Source organism: Pedobacter gandavensis, assembly GCF_014172405.1.
GTDB lineage: Bacteria > Bacteroidota > Bacteroidia > Sphingobacteriales > Sphingobacteriaceae > Pedobacter > Pedobacter gandavensis.
The window spans coordinates 149121-173875 of record NZ_WNXC01000005.1 but is presented as its reverse complement, the minus strand read 5'-3'; the positions used below and the strand labels follow the sequence as shown (position 1 = coordinate 173875).

Annotated in this window: 21 protein-coding genes; 14 read left to right on the top strand and 7 right to left on the bottom strand. The window is 37.9% G+C overall.

What is annotated here, in order from left to right:
- The first annotated feature begins 3 nt into the window (after positions 1-3).
- The 4 genes from ybeY (at position 4) to GM920_RS14795 (ending at position 7962) form a co-directional block, all read left to right on the top strand.
- Positions 4-450, top strand: coding sequence for an rRNA maturation RNase YbeY (ybeY, locus tag GM920_RS14810; protein ID WP_182958821.1), 447 nt, complete (start codon positions 4-6; stop codon positions 448-450).
- A 615-nt stretch (positions 451-1065) separates the two neighbouring features.
- Positions 1066-2928, top strand: coding sequence for an ABC-F family ATP-binding cassette domain-containing protein (locus GM920_RS14805; protein WP_182958808.1), 1863 nt, complete (start codon positions 1066-1068; stop codon positions 2926-2928).
- Positions 2929-4327: 1399 nt separating this feature from the next.
- Positions 4328-6190 (top strand): tRNA uridine-5-carboxymethylaminomethyl(34) synthesis enzyme MnmG, encoded by a 1863-nt coding sequence (mnmG, locus tag GM920_RS14800; protein ID WP_182958806.1) that lies wholly within the window; start codon positions 4328-4330, stop codon positions 6188-6190.
- 143 nt (positions 6191-6333) lie between these two features.
- On the top strand, positions 6334-7962 hold the full coding sequence (locus tag GM920_RS14795; RefSeq protein ID WP_182958804.1) for an Ig-like domain-containing domain: 1629 nt from the start codon (positions 6334-6336) through the stop codon (positions 7960-7962).
- A gap of 14 nt (positions 7963-7976) precedes the next feature.
- Here GM920_RS14795 and GM920_RS14790 read toward each other — a convergent pair whose 3' ends face one another.
- Positions 7977-8486, bottom strand: coding sequence for a gamma carbonic anhydrase family protein (locus GM920_RS14790; RefSeq protein WP_182958801.1), 510 nt, complete (start codon positions 8484-8486; stop codon positions 7977-7979).
- A 3-nt stretch (positions 8487-8489) separates the two neighbouring features.
- Positions 8490-10076 carry an L-aspartate oxidase gene (nadB, locus tag GM920_RS14785; protein WP_182958797.1) on the bottom strand — a complete coding sequence of 529 codons (1587 nt, stop codon included), beginning with the start codon at positions 10074-10076 and terminating at the stop codon, positions 8490-8492.
- Between the two features lie 400 nt (positions 10077-10476).
- On the opposite strand from nadB, the gene nadA reads away from it, so the two are divergent.
- A complete protein-coding gene (gene nadA / locus GM920_RS14780; RefSeq protein WP_182958795.1) occupies positions 10477-11469 on the top strand; it encodes a quinolinate synthase NadA in 993 nt (330 codons plus the stop codon).
- 92 nt (positions 11470-11561) lie between these two features.
- Positions 11562-12602, top strand: a complete 1041-nt coding sequence (thiL, locus tag GM920_RS14775) for a thiamine-phosphate kinase (RefSeq protein ID WP_182958793.1) — start codon at positions 11562-11564, stop codon at positions 12600-12602.
- On the opposite strand, the gene GM920_RS14770 is transcribed toward thiL, so the two are convergent.
- The gene (locus tag GM920_RS14770) at positions 12597-13919 is read right to left on the bottom strand and encodes a DNA recombination protein RmuC (RefSeq protein ID WP_182958790.1); all 1323 of its coding nucleotides are present in this window, start codon (positions 13917-13919) and stop codon (positions 12597-12599) included. The two genes, thiL and GM920_RS14770, sit on opposite strands and share 6 nt — an antisense overlap.
- Before the next feature lie 151 nt (positions 13920-14070).
- Between GM920_RS14770 and GM920_RS14765 the strand changes: the two genes are divergently transcribed.
- A complete protein-coding gene (locus tag GM920_RS14765; protein WP_182958788.1) occupies positions 14071-14766 on the top strand; it encodes a zinc metallopeptidase in 696 nt (231 codons plus the stop codon).
- On the opposite strand, the gene apaG is transcribed toward GM920_RS14765, so the two are convergent.
- Positions 14763-15149 carry a Co2+/Mg2+ efflux protein ApaG gene (gene apaG / locus GM920_RS14760; RefSeq protein ID WP_182958786.1) on the bottom strand — a complete coding sequence of 129 codons (387 nt, stop codon included), beginning with the start codon at positions 15147-15149 and terminating at the stop codon, positions 14763-14765. The genes GM920_RS14765 and apaG overlap by 4 nt on opposite strands.
- 35 nt (positions 15150-15184) lie before the next feature.
- Positions 15185-16192 carry a tRNA dihydrouridine synthase DusB gene (gene dusB / locus GM920_RS14755; RefSeq protein WP_182958783.1) on the bottom strand — a complete coding sequence of 336 codons (1008 nt, stop codon included), beginning with the start codon at positions 16190-16192 and terminating at the stop codon, positions 15185-15187.
- A 53-nt stretch (positions 16193-16245) separates the two neighbouring features.
- Here dusB and GM920_RS14750 point away from each other — a divergent pair, with 53 nt between their 5' ends.
- From GM920_RS14750 to GM920_RS14740, 3 genes are read left to right on the top strand one after another with little or no spacing between them, the layout of a single operon-like run.
- Positions 16246-17178: a CPBP family intramembrane glutamic endopeptidase gene (locus GM920_RS14750; RefSeq protein ID WP_182958781.1), complete on the top strand. Its 933-nt coding sequence runs from the start codon at positions 16246-16248 to the stop codon at positions 17176-17178.
- Positions 17150-17359 carry a putative signal transducing protein gene (locus tag GM920_RS14745; RefSeq protein ID WP_182958778.1) on the top strand — a complete coding sequence of 70 codons (210 nt, stop codon included), beginning with the start codon at positions 17150-17152 and terminating at the stop codon, positions 17357-17359. The genes GM920_RS14750 and GM920_RS14745 overlap by 29 nt, the downstream gene beginning before the upstream one ends.
- A gap of 26 nt (positions 17360-17385) precedes the next feature.
- A complete protein-coding gene (locus tag GM920_RS14740) occupies positions 17386-18195 on the top strand; it encodes a phosphatidate cytidylyltransferase (protein WP_182958777.1) in 810 nt (269 codons plus the stop codon).
- A gap of 160 nt (positions 18196-18355) precedes the next feature.
- Here the strand turns inward: GM920_RS14740 and GM920_RS14735 are convergent, their stop codons facing one another.
- Positions 18356-18568 carry a DUF3820 family protein gene (locus tag GM920_RS14735; protein WP_182958775.1) on the bottom strand — a complete coding sequence of 71 codons (213 nt, stop codon included), beginning with the start codon at positions 18566-18568 and terminating at the stop codon, positions 18356-18358.
- Positions 18569-18579: 11 nt separating this feature from the next.
- Positions 18580-21921, bottom strand: coding sequence for a transcription-repair coupling factor (mfd, locus tag GM920_RS14730; protein WP_182958774.1), 3342 nt, complete (start codon positions 21919-21921; stop codon positions 18580-18582).
- Positions 21922-22034: 113 nt separating this feature from the next.
- Here mfd and GM920_RS14725 point away from each other — a divergent pair, with 113 nt between their 5' ends.
- The 4 genes from GM920_RS14725 to GM920_RS14710 all read left to right on the top strand — a co-directional run bounded on the left by GM920_RS14725 (position 22035) and on the right by GM920_RS14710 (position 24675).
- Positions 22035-22361 carry a DUF2752 domain-containing protein gene (locus GM920_RS14725; protein WP_182958772.1) on the top strand — a complete coding sequence of 109 codons (327 nt, stop codon included), beginning with the start codon at positions 22035-22037 and terminating at the stop codon, positions 22359-22361.
- Entirely contained in the window at positions 22354-22713 is a 360-nt protein-coding gene (locus GM920_RS14720) for a TM2 domain-containing protein (RefSeq protein WP_082461367.1), read from the top strand. Before GM920_RS14725 ends, GM920_RS14720 begins: the two co-directional genes overlap by 8 nt.
- 121 nt (positions 22714-22834) lie before the next feature.
- Positions 22835-23932 carry a Nif3-like dinuclear metal center hexameric protein gene (locus GM920_RS14715; protein WP_182958770.1) on the top strand — a complete coding sequence of 366 codons (1098 nt, stop codon included), beginning with the start codon at positions 22835-22837 and terminating at the stop codon, positions 23930-23932.
- The gene (locus GM920_RS14710) at positions 23932-24675 is read left to right on the top strand and encodes a zinc ribbon domain-containing protein (RefSeq protein ID WP_182958757.1); all 744 of its coding nucleotides are present in this window, start codon (positions 23932-23934) and stop codon (positions 24673-24675) included. The genes GM920_RS14715 and GM920_RS14710 overlap by 1 nt, the downstream gene beginning before the upstream one ends.
- The last annotated feature ends 80 nt before the right edge of the window (positions 24676-24755 follow it).

Below are 24755 nucleotides of genomic sequence, written 5' to 3'. Positions count from 1 at the left end.
CAAATGGCAAAAGCAGCAGTTCATTTTTTCACCGAAGACCTTAGTTATACCCTTAAAAAGAAAACCTTGCTAAAGGCCTGGATTAAGGCGATCATTGAAAAAGAAGGTTATTCGTTACAGGAATTGAACTTTATTTTGTGCTCAGACGAATATTTACTGCGTATAAACCAAGAATACCTTGATCATGACACCTATACTGATGTGATAACTTTTGATAACTCAGAGGAGCTTAAAATGATTGTTGGTGACATTTTTATCAGCTTGGAGCGAATTCAGGAAAACGCAAAAATATTTAAGCATACCGTAGCAGACGAATTATACCGCGTCATGGCTCATGGCACCTTACACCTTTTGGGTTATAAAGATAAAGGTAAAGCGGCTAAAACATTGATGACTGCCAAAGAAGATGAGTCTCTTTCCTTATTTAAAGTGATGGAATCCACGCTATAGTCATTTTATAATCTCTAATGCAATTTTAGTACAAACTGTTGATAGGTAATTTACGACTGTTCGTCGAAATTTAAACACAGATGGTCTAATGAACGTCAATTTATTGAAACGTTTCTTAGGCAATTACGTCTTATCTCTGAAAGATTTTACGAACGCCTAAAACCAGGAAATCATGAATAATGTGCTTAAAAAATTACTGATCGGCTCCGTAGCCATCGTGATCCTTACCGGAACCAAATTTGGAATGAAGCCTGTCGAAAAAAGCGTGACTTTAACACATACCAGAAAATAGGCTGCCTAATCTCCCGTTTTTAGCGCTAAAAACAAGACATTACCCGTCATCGTTTACTACTGACTTACCTGTAACCCTACTTCTTAAATACCCAATTTCCAAATGGAGCCAGTCCAAGGGACTCCCCTTTTCTTAAGCTTTCTGGATGTCCCTAAGCAAAAAGCCATACCGTAATCAGCGCCATATCCGGAATCCTTTAAGCCCAATCCGTTGATTTTTAAAGGAGCAAATCATTACATCTTCAATAGGCTCAACTATATACCTAAGAATTATTGCTTACTTTTGCACTAATTTCATACATAAAATATCGTTAAACACAGACTTTGAGTACACTAATTGCAGCCGAAAACTTAGGCCATGCTTACCATGATGAATGGCTATTTAAAAATTTGACCCTGGGGATTCAACCTGGACAGCGCGTAGCGTTGGTTGGTATAAACGGTGCCGGAAAAAGCACCCTACTGAAATTACTTGCCGAAAGGTTTAATCCTTTGGAAGGTAAAATCGTAAAGAATAAATCTGTTAAAATAGGCTTCCTGGATCAGGAACCTTCTTTTCCAGACGGTCACTCTATTAGTGATTTCATTTTCTCTACGGAAAACAAACAGCAGCAACTGATCAAAGAATATGAGGAACTGATTGAAGATCCAAACCCAGATGAAAAAACACTGAATCGCTTATATGAGGAATTAAGCGAACACAATGCCTGGGAATATGAGCATGAAATTAAAACGATTTTAAGCCGTATGGGAATCACTCATTTGCAACAACAGATCTCTACCCTATCTGGTGGGCAGAAAAAGCGTCTCGCGCTTGCAAAACTCCTGATAGAAGACCCTGAAATCTATGTGTTAGATGAGCCAACCAATCATTTGGACATTGACACCATCGAATGGCTGGAGAAACTATTGACTTCCGGAAACAAAACTATATTATTAGTTACACACGACAGGTACTTTTTAGACAACGTCTGTAATACAATCGTAGAGTTGGACAGAGGAAAAATCTATAATTATAACGGCAATTATGCTTACTTCTTAGAGAAGAAATCTGAGCGTGAAATGGCTGATGAGAGTACTTTTCAGAAAAACAAGAACCTTTTAAAAAAGGAACTGGAATGGATGAGAAGAATGCCTGCTGCGCGTACTACAAAGTCTCAATCCCGTATTGATGCTTTTTATGACCTGGAAAGTAAAACTAAACAAAGATCTGATAATCAAAGTGTTACTTTGAATGTTAAAATGGCACGTCAAGGGAATAAAATCCTGGAACTGGACCATATCGGCCAGTCTTTTGATGATAAACCAATCATTAATGACTTCAGCTATACCTTTAAGCGTGCAGACCGTATCGGACTTGCAGGTAAGAATGGTACCGGAAAATCTACTTTATTGAATATCATTACCGGCCACTTAACGCCTGAAAAAGGAAAAGTGAGTACCGGTGAGACGACTGTTTATGGTTACTATAAACAAGGCGGCTTGGCTTTCAATGAGAAAGAAAGAGTAATTGATATCGTAAAATCAGATGCTGAATATATCAAAATGGCCGACGGTCAAACGATCTCTGCTTCGCAACTATTGACCCTGTTCCTCTTCCCTCCTAAGAAACAACATGGCATGGTGGAGAAGTTAAGTGGTGGTGAAAAGAAGCGATTACACCTGATGAAAGTATTGATGCAAAATCCTAATTTCTTAATCCTGGATGAGCCTACAAACGACCTTGATATTGATACTTTAAATGTATTGGAAGAGTTCTTAGAGAACTTCCCTGGTGTGTTAATTCTGGTATCACACGATAGGTATCTGCTAGACAAAATGAGTGAGCAATTGTTCATCATGGAAGGCAATGGAGAAGTTGGAATTTACAATGGTAATTACTCTGAATATAGAATCAGTTTAGAGACCCCTAAAGAAAAAACACCAGCAAAAGCAAAGGAGCAGCCTGTTCAAAATACGGCAGCAATACCTGCTAAAAAATTGTCTTTTAAAGAGCAAAAAGAACTGGAAGATTCGGAACTGAAGATTGCTGAACTAGAAGCAAAAATCCAGGAATTGAGTAACTCTTTATTGACTATAGATAGTGCAGATTACAACAAAATACAGGATGTTTCTAAAACTATTGAAGGCTTAAATCAGGAATTAGAAAAAGTTACTGAACGCTGGTTAACATTATCCGAGCTATAAGCAATACCAATTATCCCCGCCTGATCTTATAAAGATTTAGGTGGGGACAGATTGATCAGCCACTCCTTTCAGGAGGAAAAATTCTCAACAAACAGTATACAATTGAGAATTATAAATAAGAAATTCATCAGGTTTGATTGCCATAAGCCCTCCCTCCTGATACTTTCAAAAAACAACAAAATGTTCTTTCTCATTTTTAATAGCTAAATAACAACGGTGATTTTACCTTTCGGTTGTGACTAGAAATAAAAGAATAAAAGCTTTATTTCTCGATTTAAAGGAATGATAATTTCATGAGCTACACATTTGAATCCGGAATTTTTCTGCTATTGGATATCGCGACAAATCAGATCCGTTTCTTTTACAATAGCAATATTGATATTAATAACAGCAATAAAGACCTGTAATTTGAAACCTGAATCCGACAAACAATTGAAAATTCCAGCTCCTATTTTGCCACAAAATTGGTAACAATTAAAATGAAAATAGAATGGAATTAGGTGCTCATTACAGTTCATGATGCAAAAAACTAAGCCTTGGAATTGCCGATCAGCAAAAGCTTTCTTCTAAAAAAATAAAGAATAGCAAGCTAAAAACAAATGCTTGAGCTGGCTAAAGACAGAATCCAAAGTCAGGGATTCCAAAGTTCTAAAGTTAAAAAAGCAAGAACTAAGGTGTCAACAGAAACAAAAAAAATCGTTTGCATAATCGAGGTTTTGTAATCAGTAGTGTAATATATGTGGCGTACAAAACTAAATCACCGATGAAGAAACAACCAGAATCAGGCTTAGATATTTCGATGAAATTCCTTAAAATATTAGCCGTAAACTAAGATGTATCACAGATGGCCCTTCCTTGTTTCACAGATTTACAGCAATCAAATACCCCCGAAAAAAAGGAATAAAAGCCAAGATCTTTGAGCCAAGAACCTTTTGATAAATAGGAAAAAGACCTTCGCCCAATCTAAAAAAAGAATATTTGGATACCCAGTAAACTCCAGGATTAGCCCAGAAATTGCTGATTCCATCTTTAAAAATATACCGTGGAACCTAGCGTTCTACATTAAAATAAAAACAACAAAGTAGGCATCATTTAAAGTGATGCTTTAAATTGAATACTGATTTTAGATAAAGGCTGCTCTGGTTTGAATACCAAGTGTTTTATAGCTATTGAATAAATAAAATCCGCCCCCTATTAATAAGGAAGGCTGCTCTTCCTTCAATAGATAAATGAAGCTGAGCAAAAAAAGAAACAATAAAAAGGAGCATGAATTAGCGTGTCTCCACTATTAAATGATTAATTTTAACCTATTGTTTCACGTGAAACATCCGAGCTTAACAGCGGGCATTTACTGCGTTCCACGTGAAACAAAATTTAAGCGATATAAAAACAACAGGTAATGTTTAAAGAATACGATGTTATAGTAGTTGGTGCCGGACATGCCGGTTGTGAAGCCGCTGCTGCTGCTGCCAATCTGGGATCTTCAGTCTTACTGATCACCATGAATATGGAAACCATTGCACAGATGAGTTGCAACCCTGCTATGGGTGGTGTGGCAAAAGGCCAGATCGTAAGAGAGATCGATGCGATGGGTGGCTACTCTGGAATCATCAGTGACAAGACCACACTACAATTTAGAATGCTGAATCTTTCTAAAGGTCCCGCGATGTGGAGTCCAAGAGCACAAAATGACAGGAAGAGATTTGCTGAAGAATGGAGACTAGCCTTAGAGCGCACGCCTAATGTGGATTTCTGGCAGGATATGGTGAGCAGCTTACTCCTAAAAAACAATACTGTTGTTGGAGTTAAAACTTCTTTAGGAATTGAGATCAAAGGAAAGTCGGTGGTTTTAACAAATGGAACTTTCCTAAATGGATTGATTCATATTGGAGAAAAGAAATTTGGTGGTGGTAGAACTGCGGAGAGATCGGCAACAGGCCTAACCGAACAATTAGTAGAGTTAGGTTTTGAAGCGGGTAGAATGAAAACTGGTACCCCACCCCGAGTGGATGGAAGGTCTTTAAATTATCCTGTCATGGAAGAACAATGGGGCGATGAAAATCCCGGTCGTTTTTCCTACACCAATGTGGAGCGTCCTACAGAACAACGTTGCTGCTGGATTACCTATACCAATGCAGAAGTTCATGAAACCTTAAAAGAAGGATTCGAAAAATCTCCGATGTTTACCGGAAGAATTAAAGGCTTAGGTCCGAGGTATTGCCCTTCTATCGAAGACAAGATTAATCGCTTTGCAGAAAGAGAAAGACATCAAATATTTGTGGAACCAGAAGGTTTACATACCTGTGAAATTTATGTAAATGGTTTCTCAACTTCTTTACCAGAGGATGTACAATATAGAGCGCTCACTAAAATCCCTGGATTTGAAAACGCTAAAATGTTCCGCCCAGGTTATGCGATCGAATACGACTATTTTCCACCTACTCAACTTTCTCTAACCTTAGAAACGAAAATGATCAGCAACCTATTCTTCGCTGGTCAAATCAACGGAACTACCGGTTATGAAGAAGCCGCCAGTCAGGGCTTTATTGCAGGTATCAATGCACATCAAAAAGTGAATGATTTACATGAATTAATCATGAAGCGTTCTGAATCTTATATAGGGGTATTGATTGATGATTTGGTGACCAAAGGAACAGACGAACCTTACCGTATGTTTACTTCAAGAGCAGAGCATAGGTTACTACTTCGCCAAGACAATGCAGACATCCGTCTCTCTCCTATCGGCCATCAGTTGGGATTGATTAGTGACGAACGTTTGGACCTCGTTAAACAGAAAGTTGCCAACTCTGATGCCATCGTTGCCTTTGCTAAAAAGCAAAGTATTGACATGGCCGAAGCCAATGCAAAACTGGAAGAACTAGGTACAAGCACGCTAACTCAAAATGTAAAAATAGTGAGTTTACTGGGCAGACCTCAGGTCGGCATTGAAGACATACGTGAGATCAGTACACCATTTAAAGATTACCTTGCTGCATTTGATAAAGAGACAATAGAACAGGCGGAAATCAAAATTAAATATGAAAGCTATTTTGAGAAGGAACAAGAAATTGTAAATAAAATGCAGAAGATGGAAGACAAAGACATCAATCCAGATTTTGATTATGCTCAACTTGGATCCTTATCAAAAGAAGCGAGAGAGAAGCTATTGAAGATCAAACCCCGCACATTAGGCCAGGCTTCAAGAATTTCAGGAGTTTCTCCTTCTGATATCTCCGTTTTAATGGTGCACATGAGTAAATAAAACACAACTAATTGATAACGAGCTAGTTACATTTACATTCTGATGAAATCTAGCTGGCTCGTTTAAATGAGTTTTAAGCGACTTTTAAAATTCTTTAATGATATCTATTAAAAAGAGTAATAAACTTAACACAGCGCATATAAATGGCCAATAATAGCATTATACCGAACTTCAGGCTTTTTGCATCCCTCCTATTGCTAACTTCATTAATATATAGCTGTGCGAGCATACAACAACCACAAGGAGGTCCCCGAGATACGGAGCCGCCTAAGGTGTTGAGTATGGAGCCTAAAAATCTTACGACAAATTTCAAGGCCAAGAAAATCACCATTGAATTTGATGAATACTTCAAGCTACAAAATGAGTCTAAAGAATTTTCTATCTCTCCAGAATTAAAGGTTGCACCTTTGTTAAAAGTGAAAAAGAAATTACTGGAGATTTCGTTCCCAGACACTTTGGAAAAAAACACAACCTATACCATGAACTTCGGGAAGTTGATCGCGGATATCAACGAAAACAACATCCTAAAGAATTTCTCTTATGTATTTTCAACAGGTCCAAAACTCGATTCCTTAAGCATCAAAGGCAAGGTCACAAATGCCGTAACCGGTGAACCAGAAATTGAAGCAGTAGCATTTATCCTCCCCTTGGAAAAAGATACGATCTTTGGAAAAGCAAGACCATCCATTTATTCATTAACTGATAGCAGTGGTCACTACAGTCTGAATAATTTAAGAGAAGGAACCTACAAAATCTATGCATTAAAAGAAAAAGGCGGAGACAAAATTTATCAGCAGAGTACAGATGAAATTGGTTTTATTAAAGAGCCGATCGTCCTAAAAAAAACTATGGACTCCGTAAATATTAAAGTCTTCAAAGAAGAAGCAACAGTCTTCCGAATTTTAGATAAACGCATCAATGCTGATGGAAGTATCAGTTTTGCTTTTAATCAAAAACTACAAAAACCAGAAGTGAATGTAGTGGAACCTGCAGCCTTAGATGCAAAAAAATATATCAAGTTCAGTAAAAACAACGACTCTTTGAAAATGTGGTTGACAGACATGAGCTTCGATTCAACAAAAATCAGCCTCAAAGAAAACGGAAAATTATTGCAAACCACAACATTACTCAGGGGGAAAAAAGAAACCTATACTAGAGTTTTGAACGCAACGGATAACTTCGAAAGTGGTGTACTAAATCCTAACAAACCATTAAAATTAACTTTCAATTTTCCTATTTTAAGTACTGATATCGCTAAGATCCAATTGCTGGAAGATTCCGTAAAAAGAACCAACTTTACCTTGGAAAAAGATAGCACCGACTTTCTATCCTACTATGTAAAGTACCCTTGGCGAGTTAAAAAATCCTATGAAATGAAGTTTGAAGCAGGTACTTTTAATGCTATCTTCAACACAAAAAATAAGGAATTTACCAAGGATTTCAAATTAGGTAATAAGGATGATTATGGAACTTTAATTCTAAAACTGATCGTTCCTGAGCAGAATAAAAGTTACATCGTAGAAGTAATTGATGAGAATAAGAATCCGGTAAATACGATAGTGGTTACCAAAGATACCACCGTCAAATTTAACAATTATAAAGCTGGTAAATACTTTACAAGGATTACCTACGACAATAACAAAAACAAAAAATGGGATACTGGAAGTGTGACTGATGGGCGTCAACCCGAGAAAATTTGGAACGAACCCAAAGAACTCTCCATTAGAGCCCTTTGGGAACGAAATGAAACCATTAAAATTCCAAAAGAATAAGTCTTTAAAACTATTTATTTAAACCAGTCAGCATACATAATATAGTTATCTGGTAATTTATTCAATAAAGCCCGTTGCTCTTCAGTAATGGGCTTTATTTTTTTTGCAGGTGTACCAGCATAGATATAGCCTGACTCACAGTGTGTATGCTCTAATACAACTGCGCCTGCGGCAATAATACAATAATCTTCTACGATTGCATTATCCATCACAATTGCGCCCATACCGATCAGTATATGGTCTTTTAAAACACAGCCATGAACAATCGCATTGTGTCCAACAGAAACTCTATTTCCAATCACTGTTGCCGCTTTTAAATACGTCGCATGAATCACAGCCCCATCTTGAATATTGCTATCGTTACCAATTGTAATGCGATTAACATCACCACGGATCACAGCATTAAACCAGACAGAACAGTTACTGCCCATGGATACTTCGCCAACAATCGTCGCATTTGGCGCTATAAAACAATTTTCACCCCATTGAGGGTGCTTATCTTTCACTGGTAATATAACTGGCATAATCTAAAAAATTGTATCTGTTAATTCTTCTGCGTGTACTGGATAATCAGTTGTATAGTGTAATCCCCTACTCTCTTTTCTTGCTTTTGCAGACTTAATAATCAAGAAAGCTACCTGGATCACATTCCGCAATTCACACAATTTCACGGAAACTTTATTGGCTTTATAAAAGGCTTCGGTCTCTTCATGAAGCAAAAACAATCGCCTCATTGCACGATCCAATCTAAAATCGGAACGAACAATTCCAACATAATCGCTCATTAATTTCTGAGTTTCCCTTAAATTATGTGTGACTAAAATATCCTCATCAGATTGTTTCACCCCATCGTCGTTCCATTCTGGGATGTCATCAGGGATCACCGTATTTTCGAAAGTAGCTATAGCATCTTCATATATACGATGTGCAAACACTGGCGCTTCTAACAAGGAATTTGAAGCCAAACGATTGGCGCCATGTAAACCTGTTGAAGAACATTCACCACAAGCATATAAATTTTTTATAGAAGATCGCCCGTATTCATCTACCAAAATTCCACCGCACATATAATGAGCTGCAGGCGTAACCGGTATTAAATCCTTCGTCATGTCTATACCTATAGATAGACACTTGGCGTAAATGTTCGGGAAATGAGCTAAAATATCACTCTTTTTTCGATTGGTGATGTCAAGGTAGACAAAGTCCTCCCCAGATTTTTTCATTTCAGAATCTATCGCACGAGCCACAATATCCCTGGAAGCCAAAGATCCCCTGGCATCATATTCATACATGAATTCTTCTCCATTCTTTCTTTTGAGCACTCCGCCATAACCACGAACGGCCTCAGAGATCAGAAATGCCGGATATTCTCCTGGGTGATACAATGCGGTAGGATGAAACTGAATAAATTCCATATTTCTAACTTTCCCTTTTGCCCGGTATACCATTGCCATTCCGTCGCCCGTGGCAATTATTGGATTTGTTGTACTGCTATACACATGCCCTGCGCCTCCCGAGGCTAAGATAGTCACACTAGCTAGTATCTTTTCCACATCATTACGCTCTGTGTTAAAGGCATATATGCCGTAACAGTGGATATCTTCTGAACTCTTATCCACATGAACACCCAAATGATGCTGAGTAATTAACTCCAAACAGAAGTAATGTGTTAATATCTCTATGTTTTCGTTCTCATGAATCTGCTTTAATAAAACACTTTCAATTTCGTATCCGGTGACATCTTTATAGTGTAAAACACGATTTTCTGAGTGCCCACCTTCTTTCGCTAAATCGTAAACTCCGGTTTGATTTTTATCAAAATTGATCCCATAATCTATAATTTCTTGAATTCGCTGAGGCCCTTCTTTGACAACTATTTCTACTATCTCTCTGTCACACAGCCCATCTCCAGCAATTAATGTATCTTCAATATGTTTTTCAAACGAATCATCTTTATCCACAACAACTGCTACTCCACCCTGCGCATATTTTGTATTTGACTCATCTTCATTTGATTTTGTAACAATTAAAACTTTACCATGCTGAGCTGCTTTTAATGCAAAGCTTAAACCCGCTATACCCGACCCTATTACTAAAAAATCTACTTTTCTCATTGAAATTAAGCTACTTCCCTTACTTTGTTAACAACGTTGATATAATTGTTAATTTCTTGTCTAAACATATAGAACAAATAAATTTGAATGTTTAAAGCTAAGCTAAAAAGGGAATTTGCCACAATATTTTCAGTTATTTTTGAGCAACTTTGCAGAGGTTATCCACTTTTTACACACAAACTAACAATACACATATTACTATGGATAAGTTTTGAGAGAGAAAAATAAAATACTGTGAATCAGCGGATTTTTGTTTAAAAAAATCAACTTAATTGTGGATAACTTATGAATAACTCAAATAATCGCCTAAAAAAAAATAATTTACAAACGTTATTAACACACTAATAAACAATAGAAGTCTATCTATATTAAATAATTATAATTTATTGAACTGTTGAAAATGGATACATTTGAGGAATTAAATAGAAAAGGTTTTGTCGAAGAAAAGATTGATCCTACACTTGATCTTTTCGTGGAAATCGAAAAACTAAAAAAAGAGAAAAATGCAATAGTGCTGGCGCACTACTACCAAGAGCCTGATATTCAGGATATTGCTGATTATATTGGGGACAGTTTAGGACTTTCACAAGAAGCGGCAAGAACTGATGCTGAGGTGATTGTGTTTGCAGGAGTGCATTTTATGGCAGAAACGGCAAAGATTCTTTCTCCGGATAAAAAAGTTTTGTTGCCGGATTTGAAAGCAGGATGTTCGTTGGCTGATAGTTGTCCGCCACACCTGTTTAAAAAATTCAAAGAAAAGTACCCTGATCATGTGGTGATTACCTATGTGAATTGTACCGCCGAATTGAAGGCTTTGAGCGATATTGTTTGTACCTCCACGAATGCGGTACAGATTGTAGAAAGTCTTCCAAAGGATACGAAGATCATTTTTGGTCCAGACAAAAATTTAGGTGCTTGGGTGGCTAAAAAAACAGGTCGCGATTTAGTGCTTTGGAACGGTGCCTGTATGGTCCATGAGATTTTTTCGAGAGAAAAAATTACGAAATTGAAAGCTCGTCATCCGAATGCAAAGTTTATTGCCCACCCGGAATGTGAAGAGGCAGTTTTGGAAATGGCAGATTACATTGGATCGACCACCGGATTATTGAAATATAGTACGAATAGTGATGCTCAGGAATTTATTGTCGCTACGGAAAGTGGGATTATTCACCAGATGGAGAAAGCAAATCCGACAAAAACTTTTATTCCTGCACCACCAAATAATAACTGTGCCTGTAATGATTGTCCTTATATGAAAAGAAATACTTTAGAAAAACTCTATTTATGCTTAAAAAATGGAAGCCCTGAAGTGACTGTTCCTGCGGATATTATAGTACAAGCACGTAAACCAATTGAAAGAATGCTGGAGATTTCCGCAGCATTGGGTTTATAAATTTCATATAGTGGATTTTTCTGGAGATTTCCGGAGAATTTTAAAGAAAATCAACAAGTATTAAAAGTTAAAACTCAATAGAAATAAAATATATGTTTGAGAATAAAGAGCGTACCGACATCGGAGAACTTGGAGAATTTGGTCTGATAAAACACCTGACTGATAATTTCAAGATCAGACATGAAAGCAGTATTAAAGGGGTTGGGGATGATGCCGCAGTACTGAATTTCCCAGATAAAGAAGTATTAATTTCTACAGATTTATTGCTGGAAGGCATTCATTTTGACCTGGCTTATGTGCCCTTAATGCACTTGGGTTTTAAAGCGGTTCAAGTGAATTTGAGTGACATTTATGCCATGAATGGTATCGCTACTCAGATTACAGTTTCTATCGGAATTTCTAGTAAATTTCCATTGGAAGCCGTAGAAGAAATATACAAAGGCATTGAATTGGCCTGTAATAAATTCAATATTGACCTGATTGGTGGGGATAGTTCTTCCAGCAAACAGGGTTTGGTGATCAGTGTAACCAGTATTGGCTATGCAGATAAAAAAGATGTGGTGTACAGAAGTGGTGCCCAGGAGGGTGATCTTTTATGTGTTTCCGGAGATTTAGGTGGTGCTTATGTAGGTTTGCAAATTCTAGAAAGAGAAAAACAGATATTTTTAGAAAACCCTAATATTCAGCCTGATCTGGAAGGAAAGGATTATATTATTGAACGTCAGCTGAAGCCAGAAGGAAGAAGAGATATCATTGATTTGCTGGCACAAATGGAAATTATTCCAACCTCAATGATTGATGTTTCTGATGGCCTTGCTTCAGAGATTATGCACATCTGTCAGCAGTCTGAAAAAGGCTGTACTTTGTACGAAGAAAAGATTCCGATTGACCCGATGACCTATGAAACGGCACGTGAGCTGGGCTTAGATCCAACTGTTTGTGCATTGAATGGTGGGGAAGATTACGAATTACTTTTTACCATAAAACAAGCAGATTATACCAAGCTAAAAAATGATGTAGACATCAGTATTATTGGACATATTACCGATAAAAACTCAGGTTGTAAAATGATTTCTAAATCCAATGTGGTTCATGAATTGAAAGCACAGGGATGGAACGCTTTTAAATTATAAGCGCTCCTCTTCTACAACTAAAGGATCTAAAAATTTGGTGTCAATTTGCTTCGTTGCTTTGGCACCTAATTTTTTGATTTTCTCTGAAGTATTTGCGAGGTTTCCAGCTCCTGTGGAAAGCTTGTTTAAGGCTTTATCATAAGCATCTTGACTTTGTCTGATGTTTCTCCCGATGTTCTCCATATCTGTTAAAAACCCAACAAACTTATCATACATACTGCCACTCAATCTGGCAATTTCCAATACATTTCTGTTTTGTCTTTCCTGTTTCCATATGCTGGCTATAGTGCGCAAAGTTGCAAGCAAAGTGGAAGGACTCACCAGGACTACTTTTCTGTCCCATGCATAGTTGAATAATTCTGCATCTTGCTGTACTGCAATACCAAAGGATGATTCTATAGGAATAAAAAGCAGTACAAAATCAGGTGAATTGATCTGGTAGAGGTCATGGTAATTTTTGTCAGATAATCCCTGAATATGGTTTTTAATGGAAAGAATATGTTGTTTCAAATGGGTCTCTCTTTCTAAATCAGTCTCTGCAGTAACCAATCGCTCGTAAGCCACCAGGGAGACCTTAGAATCGACTACGACATGTTTATCGTCTGGAAGGTCAATGATCACATCTGGTTGCATCCTGTTCCCTTCCGCAGCGCTTAAATTGGCTTGTATCCTATACTCTCTATCTTTGATCAATCCAGAACGTTCCAATACCCTTTCGAGAATGACTTCACCCCAATTTCCCTGTTTTTTAGAATCCCCTTTGAGGGCCTTGGTCAGGTTATTCGCATCTTCCTGAATCTGTTTACTCTGATCCATTAGCTGTGAAATTACCCCTTTAAGAATATTGCGTTCGTCAGATTCCGATTTATAAACCTTTTCTACTTTCTCTTCAAAAGCTTTGATGTTTTCTTTGAATGGATTCAGGATGAGATCGAGATTTGTCCGGTTCTGCTCCGTAAATCTTGCTGTTTTCTCTTCCAGTACTTTATTGGCAATGTTTTCAAATTCTAATTTGAAACGTGTTTGAAGATCAGCAATGTACAACTCCTGTTCTGCCTGTTTTTCCCGCTGTGCAACCAGGCTTTCTTCGGATTTGATGACTTTACTACGTTCTAACAGGAAATTATTACGTAGGTCATTCAGCTCATCTTCCAGTCTTAATTTCTCTTCTTTTAACCAGTTTAATGATTTTTGATGCTCTTCCTCTTTTAAAGCCAAGAGTGCAATATGCTGGTTTCCAGCAAGAGGTTTCTTTAAGAACAATACGATAACTACTACTAAAATTATGATCAATAAGGCGATTATTGCTGCTTCCATACTAATATTTTTATCAAAAATGAAGAAATAAAAAGGAACCTGCAAGTCTGAATGTTAAATAATGTGATCAGGCTTTTTAAATTTTTTTTTAGGTGTACGAATTTAGGCTCGTTTTTTGATTTGAATTAATTGAAAAACATACACTACGGAAATGGGAACTTATTTATTTTTAATAATCCCGATATTACTGATTAGCATGTACGTCCAATGGAAATTTAGAAGTAAATTTTCAAAGTACACGGAAATGCGTTTAACTTCGGGATTTTCGGGAAAAGAGGTGGCGGAGAAGATGCTTCACGACAGTGGAATATATGATGTGAGGGTGATGAGTGCCGATGGGCAACTCAGTGATCATTATAATCCTGCTGAAAAAACCGTGAATCTAAGTACAGATGTTTATCATGGACGTAGTGTTGCAGCAGCAGCAGTTGCAGCCCATGAATGTGGACACGCAGTACAACATGCCACTGCCTATCATTGGTTACAACTGAGGACAAGTATGGTGCCTTTAGTGAGCATTTCTTCTACCTTATTACAATGGGTATTAATTCTTGGGGTTTTATTAATAGGTTTTACCGGAAATCCTTTTGTATTGAGCATTGGGGTCATCGGATTAGCACTACTGACTATATTTAGCATCATCACCTTACCTGTAGAGATTGATGCCAGTAAAAGAGCATTGGCGTGGTTAAGAAATACCCATGGCGTAATGATTACGCCAGAAGAAAATGTACAGGCCAAAGATGCGCTTTTCTGGGCAGCAATGACCTATCTAGTAGCGGCATTAGGCTCATTAGCCAATTTGATCTATTATGCTTCTATGTTATTTGGAAGAAATAAGTACTAATTGAGGCGGTAAGGCACAACTAGATTGAATTCCGGAATATCTACTGTAAAATCAGTTTGATCAACAAGTCGGTGCATGAGGTAATTACCTTTCATGGATCCCATATCCGTATTCAAATGACTACCAGAAACATAGCTGTAGCTTGTTCCAGGTTCAATTACCGGTTGGATTCCAACTACACCTTCCCCTTCAACTTCTCGCTCTGTACCGTTAGAATCAAAAATAAACCACTGCCTTCTCATCAATTGGATGGCATAATCAGATAAGTTCTCAATAGTAATTCGGTAAGCAAACATAAAGTGGTCATTACCAGGATTTGAAAATTCATCCTGGTACATGGTTTCTACTGAAATTTTAACGCCCTGTGTGATCGCTGTAACCATTTTTAAAATATTGTTTAAGAAATGTTTTTCAAAAATCAAGCCATTTCCCTATCCGGGTGAATGTGATGATATTTATCTGCCACTTCGTCTAAAATGCTATGAATTATTTCAATGTTTTCTTCTTTGACTAATAACATTCTGTAAGGTTTGAAATCAGGCAAACCTTTGAAGTAATTGGCATAATGTCTCCTCATTTCAAAAACACCTACTCTTGGACCTTTCCAGGCAATAGATTTTTCAAAATGAGTTCTGCATACATTGACACGTTCTTCTACTGTTGGACCGGCAAGAATTTCACCAGTTTTGAAAAAGTGTCTGATTTCCCTGAAAATCCATGGATATCCAATGGCTGCTCTACCGATCATGATGCCATCTACCTCATATTCCAGGCGCCAATCTGCTGCCTTTTGAATGCTATCTACATCACCATTTCCAAAAATTGGAATTTTAATCCTCGGATTTCTTTTGATTTCGCGGATTAATGTCCAATCGGCCGCGCCTTTGTATAACTGTGCGCGTGTTCTTCCATGAATAGTTAAAGCTTGAATTCCAATATCTTGTAAACGTTCGGCAACTTCTTCTACATTTTTAGTGGTGTCATCCCATCCCAAACGAGTTTTAACAGTAACTGGCAGATGTGTTGCTTTCACCACAGCCTCTGTCATTTTTACCATTTTGTCAATATCTTGTAATAAAGCAGATCCCGCTCCGCGACAAGCTACATTTTTAACCGGACAGCCATAATTGATGTCCATTAAGTCTGGTCCAGCAAGGGTGGCGATCTCTGTTGCTTCGCGCATATGATCAATTTCACTGCCAAAAATCTGGATGCCAATTGGACGTTCATATTCGAAAATATCCAATTTAGCCCTACTCTTCGCGGCATCTCTAATTAGCCCCTCAGAAGAGATAAACTCAGTGTACATCATGTCCACGCCGCTTTGTTTACATACAAAACGGAACGGAGGGTCACTTACATCTTCCATCGGTGCAAGCAAAAGTGGGAACTCTCCCAGATCAATATTTCCTATCTTTACAGACATTTCTCTATCTTCAAACCTAAAATCAAAGGACAAAGGTACAAATTATACAAATAATGAATTTTATAGAAAACGAAAGACCTGAAAAAAGTCCTTATGTACAATTACTTACCTTGGCCTTATATGCGATTGCTGGCTTGGTACTCACATATGTTGTTGCCCTTTCCGGATTGTATTTCTGGTATGGTGAAATGATAGATCCCAGTTGGTTAAGTCCGGGAAATCCAAAATTTATCATCGTTTCCAGAACCTTGATTTCCTTACAGCAATTCGGTCTTTTTTTGTTTCCAGCTTTATTAATGGCCTGGGGAGAGCGACAAAAAATTCCTCAATTCTATCATTTTAAGAAAATAAGGATAGAACTGCTCCTACTCGTGATCTTGATCATGGTGTTATCCATGCCCACATTGGAATGGGTTACTCAGCTTAATCAACAAATGGTGCTGCCGGAATTTTTAAAACCAATAGAACAATGGATGAAAACCCAGGAAGATTCAGCCATGGCTACTACTTTGGAACTGTTAAAGATGAACCGTATTGGTGACTACCTGATAAATATTGCCTTGATTGCCTTATTGCCAGCTATTGCGGAAGAATTCATGTTTAGGGGTGCAATTCAGCGTGCATTAGGCAGAATGTTCCAAAATCCGCATTTCGTCATTTGGCTTACCGCCTTTATTTTTAGTGCGATTCATGTACAGTTTTATGGGTTTTTACCGCGTTTACTACTGGGGGCAGCTTTCGGCTATATTTACTTCTGGACTAAAAGTCTTTGGTATTCCATATTCGCCCATTTTTTAAATAATGCTTATGCAGTAACCGCAGCATGGTATATGCAAAAAAACAATATACCTTTGTCCGAATCAGATAAAACCACCTATTTTCAATGGTACGGTTATCTAATCAGTGCGGTTTTAACTTTTTTAGTATTCAAATATTTTAAAAATAAATCAAGAACAGATGGAAAACAATTGGACAAAAGTATTTAGTACAGAAGATCCCTTTACTGCTGAAATATTGAAGCAAGGGCTATTGGAGCAAGATATTCCCGCAGTAGTGATGAACCAACAAGACTCTTCCTACAAGGTTTTTGGTGTCATCCATATCCTGGTACACCCAGAAAATTTAGAAAAAGCGATGGCTTATATTAAAGATAACGAGATCGCATAAACCAATACAATTACACACGTATACGCATGAAAACAAGAGCTATAACTGCTTTCTTTTTTACTATAGTGATGTTAGGCTCTATGTTTTTAGGCCCTTATGTCTATTCTGCTTTTTATTTATTACTGAGTTTAGCAGCCTTATGGGAGTTTTTTAAACTGATCAAAACGGCAGGTATCAGGCCTCATCGGAATATTGCCATGGTTGCGGCGGCTCTGATCTTTTTCATGACTGCAGGATATCATTTTCTGCAATTTGAAACGAAATACCTACTGCTGTTGGTACCACTGATCTTCTCTGTATTTCTCTCAGAGCTTTACAAAAAAGATAAAATACCTTTCGCCAATATCTCTTACACTTTTGTTGGTTTCATGTATGTGACAGTACCTTTCTGTTTCTTTTATTCCCTGGGGTTCATTGGTCATATCCCCGATTATAGCTTTCATTTGCCATTATCCTTTATGTTGATGCTTTGGGCAAATGATACTGGTGCTTATCTTTTTGGCTCCAAATTTGGCAAAACACGACTATTTGAACGCCATTCTCCAAAAAAATCCTGGGAAGGCTTTTTTGGTGGAGTATTCACCAGTGTATTAGTTGCTTTTATTCTGTCTATTTACTTCACAGAACTTTCTTTTCCGATCTTAGGAGGTATGGCAGTTTTAATTTCTAGTTTCGGAACATTAGGTGACCTGGTAGAATCTATGCTGAAAAGAAGCTTGAATGTTAAAGATTCCGGAGATATTCTTCCTGGTCACGGTGGACTCTTAGACCGATTTGACGGTTTATTGATGTCTGCACCCGTTGTTTATGTGTATCTGTATCTTATTCTAAATTAAGCAGACAAAATATAAATTATTGACCTGTTTATAAATCTTGCAGGCCGATTGAATGAACTATAAAAAAAGCAGCAGATATTACTCTGCTGCTTTTTTTATAGCCTTTTTACATAAAATAAGGGCTTTTAAGCCATTTCTCCCTAAATAGATACAAATTAACCTAGCGTCTTCTTAAAGGCTGTAATAAGTATTCTAAACCATTCAATCTGATTTCATATAAAGTGGCCAGCATCTCCCCTAGTTTTCCAGGAGGAAAGCCTTTATTGTGAAACCAGATCAGGTAAGATTCCGGAAGGTCACACATGGTTTTACCCTGATACTTGCCAAAAGGCATTTTCATGGTCACCAGGTCGTTTAATATTTGCGGATTCATAGTATATCGGGTTAATTAGCAACCATATTGAGCATTTCTACGGCTTCATCCACTGATTTCAGGCCTTCAAAAGCAATCCGTAAAGAATTTTTCACTTCTTTTAAATTACAGATTCTTGGGTGCATCTGTGCAAAATGCAGGATCTGGTTAAACATTGTAGAATCGAAGAAATTACTCTGCTTATCGGCGATGAAATATCCGCGCAATACTCCTTTTTTAAAGCTCAGCTTTTCAAAAGCCAATTTCTTAGCCACCCATTGTAAGCGCAATACATTAAGCATTGTTTTTACCGGTTTAGGAACAGGGCCAAAACGGTCTTTCAGTGCAGTTTCAAAAGCTTTCAGCTGTGTTTCATTTTCCAATTTAGAAAGCTCCGTATAGAGGTTATATCTTTCTGTAATATTTGTTACATAATCATCTGGAATGAACATCTCCAGATCAGTATCCACTTGGGTATAAGTCACAAAAGGACGAGCGGGTTCATTCTTAAATAAATCCTTGAATTCATCACCTTTTAACTCTTGAATGGCCTCATCTAAGATTTTATGGTACATTTCGAAGCCAATTTCAGCGATAAAACCACTTTGCTCCGCTCCTAGTAGATTTCCACTGCCTCTAATGTCTAAATCCCGCATGGCGATGTTGAAACCACTACCCAGGTCTGAAAACTCTTCTATGGCACTCAGTCTTTTTCTTGCTTCAGATGTCAATGTAGACAATGGTGGACTCAGTAAGTAACAAAATGCTTTTTTATTGGAACGCCCTACTCTGCCTCGCATCTGGTGTAAATCGCTCAAACCGAACATGTGAGCATGATTAATGATGATGGTATTGGCATTTGGAATGTCCAAACCAGCCTCTATGATTGTGGTGGCAACCAATACATCCTTTTCTCCGTTGATGAAATCAAGCATCACATCTTCAAGTGCATCACCATCCAACTGACCATGTGCAATTCCAATCCTTGCTTTAGGCACCAGTCTTTGGATCATACCTCCCAATTGTGGTAAATCATTGACCCTATTGTGGATGAAAAATACCTGTCCGCCTCTATCCAGTTCGAACTGAATGGCTTCCTGGATCAATTTATCGTTGAATACATGAAGTTCTGTGTTTACAGCCTGACGGTTTGGTGGTGGCGTACTCATGATCGAAAGATCTCTTGCCCCCATCAGCGAGAAATGTAAAGTCCGTGGAATAGGTGTTGCCGTCAAGGTCAGTGTATCCACATTTGCCCTCAGCACCCTGAGCTTTTCTTTGGAGGTTACCCCAAATTTCTGCTCTTCATCAATGATCATGATGCCTAAATCCTTGAATTTAACATCTTTACTCAATAACCTGTGGGTTCCAATAACGATATCGACCTTCCCTTCAGCTAATTTAACCAGGGTTTCCTTAATCTGTTTATTGGTCTTGAAACGGTTGATATAATCCACCGTACAAGGGAAATCCTTCAAACGGGCAGAAAAAGTTTTAAAATGTTGAAGTGCAAGAATGGTAGTTGGTACCAATACAGCCGCCTGTTTTCCATTGGCAACGGCTTTAAAAGCAGCCCTGATCGCGATTTCGGTCTTACCAAAACCTACATCACCACAAATTAGTCGATCCATTGGATGTGGTGCTTCCATGTCTTTTTTAACGTCCATGGTGGCCTTTTCCTGATCTGGCGTATCTTCATAAATGAAGGAAGCCTCCAATTCTGTTTCCAGATAGCCATCAGGAGCAAAAGCTGTACCTACCTGGGTTTTCCTTATAGCATAAAGCTTGATCAGGTCCCGGGCAATGTCTTTAACTTTTTTTTTAGTATTCTTTTTAAGCTTATCCCAGGCCTCTGTGCCCAGTTTATTCATTTTCGGTGGAGTTCCATCCTTGCCGCTGTATTTTGCAATTCGGTTTAAGGAATTGATGTTTACATAGAGCAAATCATTGTCTGCATAAACCAGACGGATCATTTCCTGAGTCTTACCGCTTACCTCAACTTTTTCCAAACCGGCATATTTTCCGATACCATGGTCAATATGGGTCACAAAATCTCCAGGTTTGAGGTCTCTTAATTCCTTCAGCGTAATTGCCTGACTCCGTTGGTATCCCCTTTTAAGCTTGTATTTGTAGAAACGGTCAAAAATCTGATGGTCGGTATAAAAAGCCACATTTTGATGTGGATCTAAAAAACCTTCCCTTAATGGAATATTAACCGGTGTAAATTTTGCTGTTTTATCAATATCTTCTAAAATCGCATACAAACGCTCGGTTTGTTTCGGAGAGGAACTGAAAATATAATTGTGAATCCCCTGTTTCTCATTCTCTTTTAGGTTGTGAATGAGCAGGTTGAAGTCTTTATTGAAGGAAGGTTGAGGTTTGGTATCAAAAGAAAAGACATGTTCCGTTTTATAGAAAAACTGCTTGCCAAATTCCAGTAAAGCAAAATCATGAACCATATCAGCCATCATTTTCTCATCTGTAAAAGCAAACTTTGGATCAATCCAATCCTGATTTTCCGCTTTCTCCTTTGCAGGTAAAGCCAGCCAGAGTTCTTTCGCTTTCTTATAGCCAGCTTTAATGATGTCCAGACTAAATTCTACGTCTTTAAACCAAAGCAACGTATCTTTTTCTATATAATCTAACAGGTTAATATTGCTTTCTGTCAGGTATTTAGATTGTACGTTAGGAATGATGGTAAAGCTTTTTACATCTTCCACGGAAAGCTGACTTTCAATTTCAAAAGTCCGGATGCTTTCTACGACATCACCAAAAAACTCAATCCGGTAAGGCAAATCATGTGAGAAAGAGAAAATATCTACAATCCCTCCACGTATAGAAAACTGCCCGGGCTCATAAACGAACTCAGTCCGTTCAAAATCATAATCGAATAGGAATTCATTGATAAAATCAATGCCTAGTTTAGTTTGAACGGCAATTTCCAGTGTATTTTTTTCCAGCACACTTCTATTGATTACCTTTTCAGCCAAAGCTTCGGGGTAAGTCACCACAATCTTACCGTATTCTGAATGGTGATTCAGTTCATTGAGTACTTCTGCCCTGGCCAATACATTTGCAGTATCTACCTGGGTGAATTCAAATGGTTTACGGAAGGAAGAAGGAAAAAGTAAGACCTCTTTATCGAGGATACTCTCCAGATCGGCCATGAAATAGGAGGCCTCTTCCCGATCAGGAAGCACAAATAACATAGGTTTGTGCAGAAGAAAATAAATAGCAGTGGCTATTGTTGCATCGGCAGACCCCACTAAACCTTTTAGTTGAAGTTTATTACCTTTGCCCGCGTTGAGGGCTTTTGCCAATGCGACAATGCGTTCGTCTGTTTTATAGGTATTAATCAGGTCACGGATGTTCACTATGCAAAGGTAAGATTTATGATGAGCTTAAATGTAACAAAGTCTCTAATAATCAATCTAAAATAAAAACGATATTGGGAGAACTGATTTCGGGGATTGATTAAAGCTCATTGATGAAAATGCTACGCCGTATACCTGTAGAACTGATCTTTTGGATTACAGCTTTGGTGCTGCTTGCTATAGCAGAACCAATAAAGCATGGGCATATTCATCATTTTACGCTTTGTCCACTGGCAAATATGGGGATAGAATGGTGTCCGGGATGTGGAATTGGAAGAGCAATAACGCAACTTTTCCACGGAAATATCAGGGAAAGTCTGGCACATCACTGGTTTGGAATTCCCGCGGTGATGATCATTGTTCACCGGATTATTGAATTGATTAACAGGAAAATAGATAACAATAGAAAATTAAAGTACAAGGAGGAGAGATATGTTTGATTCACCATTTATGACGCTGCCGGGTATCACACCCCAGGAATATTCTTACTTGCAGACTGCAACTACAGGATTTAGTGAACAACAATTAAGAGGTTTTTTAATGATTTACGGGAGTAAAAGAAGGAATCCAGATGATATGGTATTGTACTGCATCTTAGGTTTCTTTGTTCCTGGATTGCCAAGGTTCTTGGTGAACCAAATCGGAATGGGTGTGCTTTACTTCTTTACCTTGGGATTATGCTTCATAGGCACAATCATCGACTTGGTAAATCATAAAACTTTAGCCATGGAATACAACCAACGCATGGTTTTTGAAAGCTTGCAAATGGTGAAAATGGGAAATATCCAATAAGACCTCAATAAATAGGAGAGCCGGTTCAAATTTTGAACCGGCTTTTTTGTTTTTCAAATGCTTGGAAGCCTAAAAATGATTAAGTTTATTTTCTGAGGTTCAAATCGTAAATTTACAGCTTATGAGATTATCCGTTTTAATAGCACACCTGGAAGCATTTTCACCGCTCAATTATCAGGAAGATTACGACAACTCTGGACTGCTGGTTGGTCAGCCTGAAATGGAGGTACATGGGGCACTAGTTGCCTTAGATTGTACGGAAGCGATTGTAGAAGAGGCGATTGCCCAAAATTGCAACCTGATTATTACCCATCATCCCATTGTTTTTAAAGGACTGAAAAAGATCACCGGAAAAACTTATGTGGAAAGGGTAGTACTGAAAGCCATTCAAAATAACATTGCCTTATATGCCATCCATACCAATCTGGATCATGTAAAATATGGCGTCAATGGCGTAATCGCGAAAAGACTCGGATTAAAAAATGCCAAGATTCTCAGCCCTAAAGGCTCATTACTGAAAAAATTGGTTACTTTTTGCCCAATTGAACAGGCAGAAGAACTAAAAGATGCACTATTTGCTGCCGGAGCAGGAAACATTAGCGATTATAGTGAATGCAGTTTTAATGTCACTGGTACCGGAACCTTCAAAGGAAATGAACATACCGACCCTTTTGTTGGAGAACCGGGTATCCGCCACCATGAGCCAGAAATCAGGATTGAAACCGTATTTATCGCACAAAATGAACGTAAAATATTACTTGCCCTATTGGAAAACCATCCTTATGAAGAGGTTGCTTACGACATATACCCCCTCGAAAACAAACTAGATACAGTAGGAGCAGGTATGATCGGCTGGCTGGAAGAAGCTATAGAAGGCCGGGCATTCCTCAATCTGGTTAAAGATAAGATGGATGCTGTAGTGATCAGACACACAAAATTATTGCCAAAAAGAATCAGAAAGGTCGCAGTATGTGGTGGTTCCGGTAGTTTTCTGCTAAAAGAAGCAATTGCTGCGGGTGCCGATGCTTTTGTAACCGCTGATTTTAAATACCATGAGTTTTTTGATGCCGATGAAAAATTAGTCATCGCAGATATCGGACACTTTGAGAGTGAACAATTTACATCTGATTTGTTGATAGATATTATTCAAGAAAAATTTCCTAACTTTGCAATCCGTTTAACGGAGCATAACACAAACCCCATAAATTATTTCATTTAATGGAACAAACTGTAGAGCAAAAGCTAAAAGCTTTATACGAATTACAAACCCTGCATACTAAGATCGATAAAATACGTCAAATCCGTGGTGAATTACCAATGGAAGTAGCTGATTTAGAAGATGAAGTTGCTGGCCTGGAAACACGTATACAAAAATTCAAAGGCGAATTGGATGATACTGAAGATGCCATTGTAACGCGTAAAAACATGATCAAAGAAGCTCAAAACTTGATCAAGAAATATGAGACCCAGTTAAAAGATGTTAAAAACAACCGTGAGTATGATGCCTTAACTAAAGAGGTAGAAATACAAACGCTTGAAATTCAGGTTTGTGAGAAGAAGATCAGAGAGTACGGATTTGACATCACAACGAAAAATGAGGTTTATGAAAAAGCATTAGCTGATTTAGAGTCAAGAAAAAAAGATCTTGAAATTAAAAAAGGCGAATTGCAAACCATTACTGCTGAAACGGAAAAAGAAGAGCAATCACTTGCTAAAAAATCTGAAAAAGCAGAAACTCAAATCGAGGAAAGACTTTTAACCGCTTATAACAGGTTAAGAAGCAATGCAAATAACGGATTGGCAGTGGTGACTATTGATCGCGATTCATGTTCAGGTTGTTTCAACCAGATCCCGCCTCAACGTCAGCTTGACATTCGTCAACGTAAGAAAATTATCGTGTGCGAGCACTGTGGAAGAATCCTTGTGGATGAAGCCCTAACACAAGAAGTAGCTCCAGTATAACCACAGATTATCGAATAATAAAAAGGCCGGAATTAAAATCCGGCCTTTTTTCGTTGATCCTGTTTTTTATCTTTGAAACA

What these genes read in the sequence shown, in the direction of transcription:
- GM920_RS14790 (WP_182958801.1), bottom strand. Translation starts at nt 8,486, where the DNA reads ATGCCAGTTATATTACCAGTGAAAGATAAGCACCCTCAATGGGGTGAA.
- GM920_RS14710 (WP_182958757.1), top strand. Translation starts at nt 23,932, where the DNA reads ATGGAACAAACTGTAGAGCAAAAGCTAAAAGCTTTATACGAATTACAA.
- GM920_RS14735 (WP_182958775.1), bottom strand. Translation starts at nt 18,568, where the DNA reads ATGAATCCGCAAATATTAAACGACCTGGTGACCATGAAAATGCCTTTT.
- GM920_RS14765 (WP_182958788.1), top strand. Translation starts at nt 14,071, where the DNA reads ATGGGAACTTATTTATTTTTAATAATCCCGATATTACTGATTAGCATG.
- GM920_RS14740 (WP_182958777.1), top strand. Translation starts at nt 17,386, where the DNA reads ATGAAAACAAGAGCTATAACTGCTTTCTTTTTTACTATAGTGATGTTA.
- ybeY (WP_182958821.1), top strand. Translation starts at nt 4, where the DNA reads ATGGCAAAAGCAGCAGTTCATTTTTTCACCGAAGACCTTAGTTATACC.
- nadA (WP_182958795.1), top strand. Translation starts at nt 10,477, where the DNA reads ATGGATACATTTGAGGAATTAAATAGAAAAGGTTTTGTCGAAGAAAAG.
- thiL (WP_182958793.1), top strand. Translation starts at nt 11,562, where the DNA reads ATGTTTGAGAATAAAGAGCGTACCGACATCGGAGAACTTGGAGAATTT.
- GM920_RS14715 (WP_182958770.1), top strand. Translation starts at nt 22,835, where the DNA reads ATGAGATTATCCGTTTTAATAGCACACCTGGAAGCATTTTCACCGCTC.
- GM920_RS14770 (WP_182958790.1), bottom strand. Translation starts at nt 13,919, where the DNA reads ATGGAAGCAGCAATAATCGCCTTATTGATCATAATTTTAGTAGTAGTT.
- apaG (WP_182958786.1), bottom strand. Translation starts at nt 15,149, where the DNA reads ATGGTTACAGCGATCACACAGGGCGTTAAAATTTCAGTAGAAACCATG.
- GM920_RS14750 (WP_182958781.1), top strand. Translation starts at nt 16,246, where the DNA reads ATGAATTTTATAGAAAACGAAAGACCTGAAAAAAGTCCTTATGTACAA.
- dusB (WP_182958783.1), bottom strand. Translation starts at nt 16,192, where the DNA reads ATGTCTGTAAAGATAGGAAATATTGATCTGGGAGAGTTCCCACTTTTG.
- GM920_RS14795 (WP_182958804.1), top strand. Translation starts at nt 6,334, where the DNA reads ATGGCCAATAATAGCATTATACCGAACTTCAGGCTTTTTGCATCCCTC.
- GM920_RS14745 (WP_182958778.1), top strand. Translation starts at nt 17,150, where the DNA reads ATGGAAAACAATTGGACAAAAGTATTTAGTACAGAAGATCCCTTTACT.
- GM920_RS14720 (WP_082461367.1), top strand. Translation starts at nt 22,354, where the DNA reads ATGTTTGATTCACCATTTATGACGCTGCCGGGTATCACACCCCAGGAA.
- GM920_RS14725 (WP_182958772.1), top strand. Translation starts at nt 22,035, where the DNA reads ATGAAAATGCTACGCCGTATACCTGTAGAACTGATCTTTTGGATTACA.
- nadB (WP_182958797.1), bottom strand. Translation starts at nt 10,076, where the DNA reads ATGAGAAAAGTAGATTTTTTAGTAATAGGGTCGGGTATAGCGGGTTTA.
- mnmG (WP_182958806.1), top strand. Translation starts at nt 4,328, where the DNA reads ATGTTTAAAGAATACGATGTTATAGTAGTTGGTGCCGGACATGCCGGT.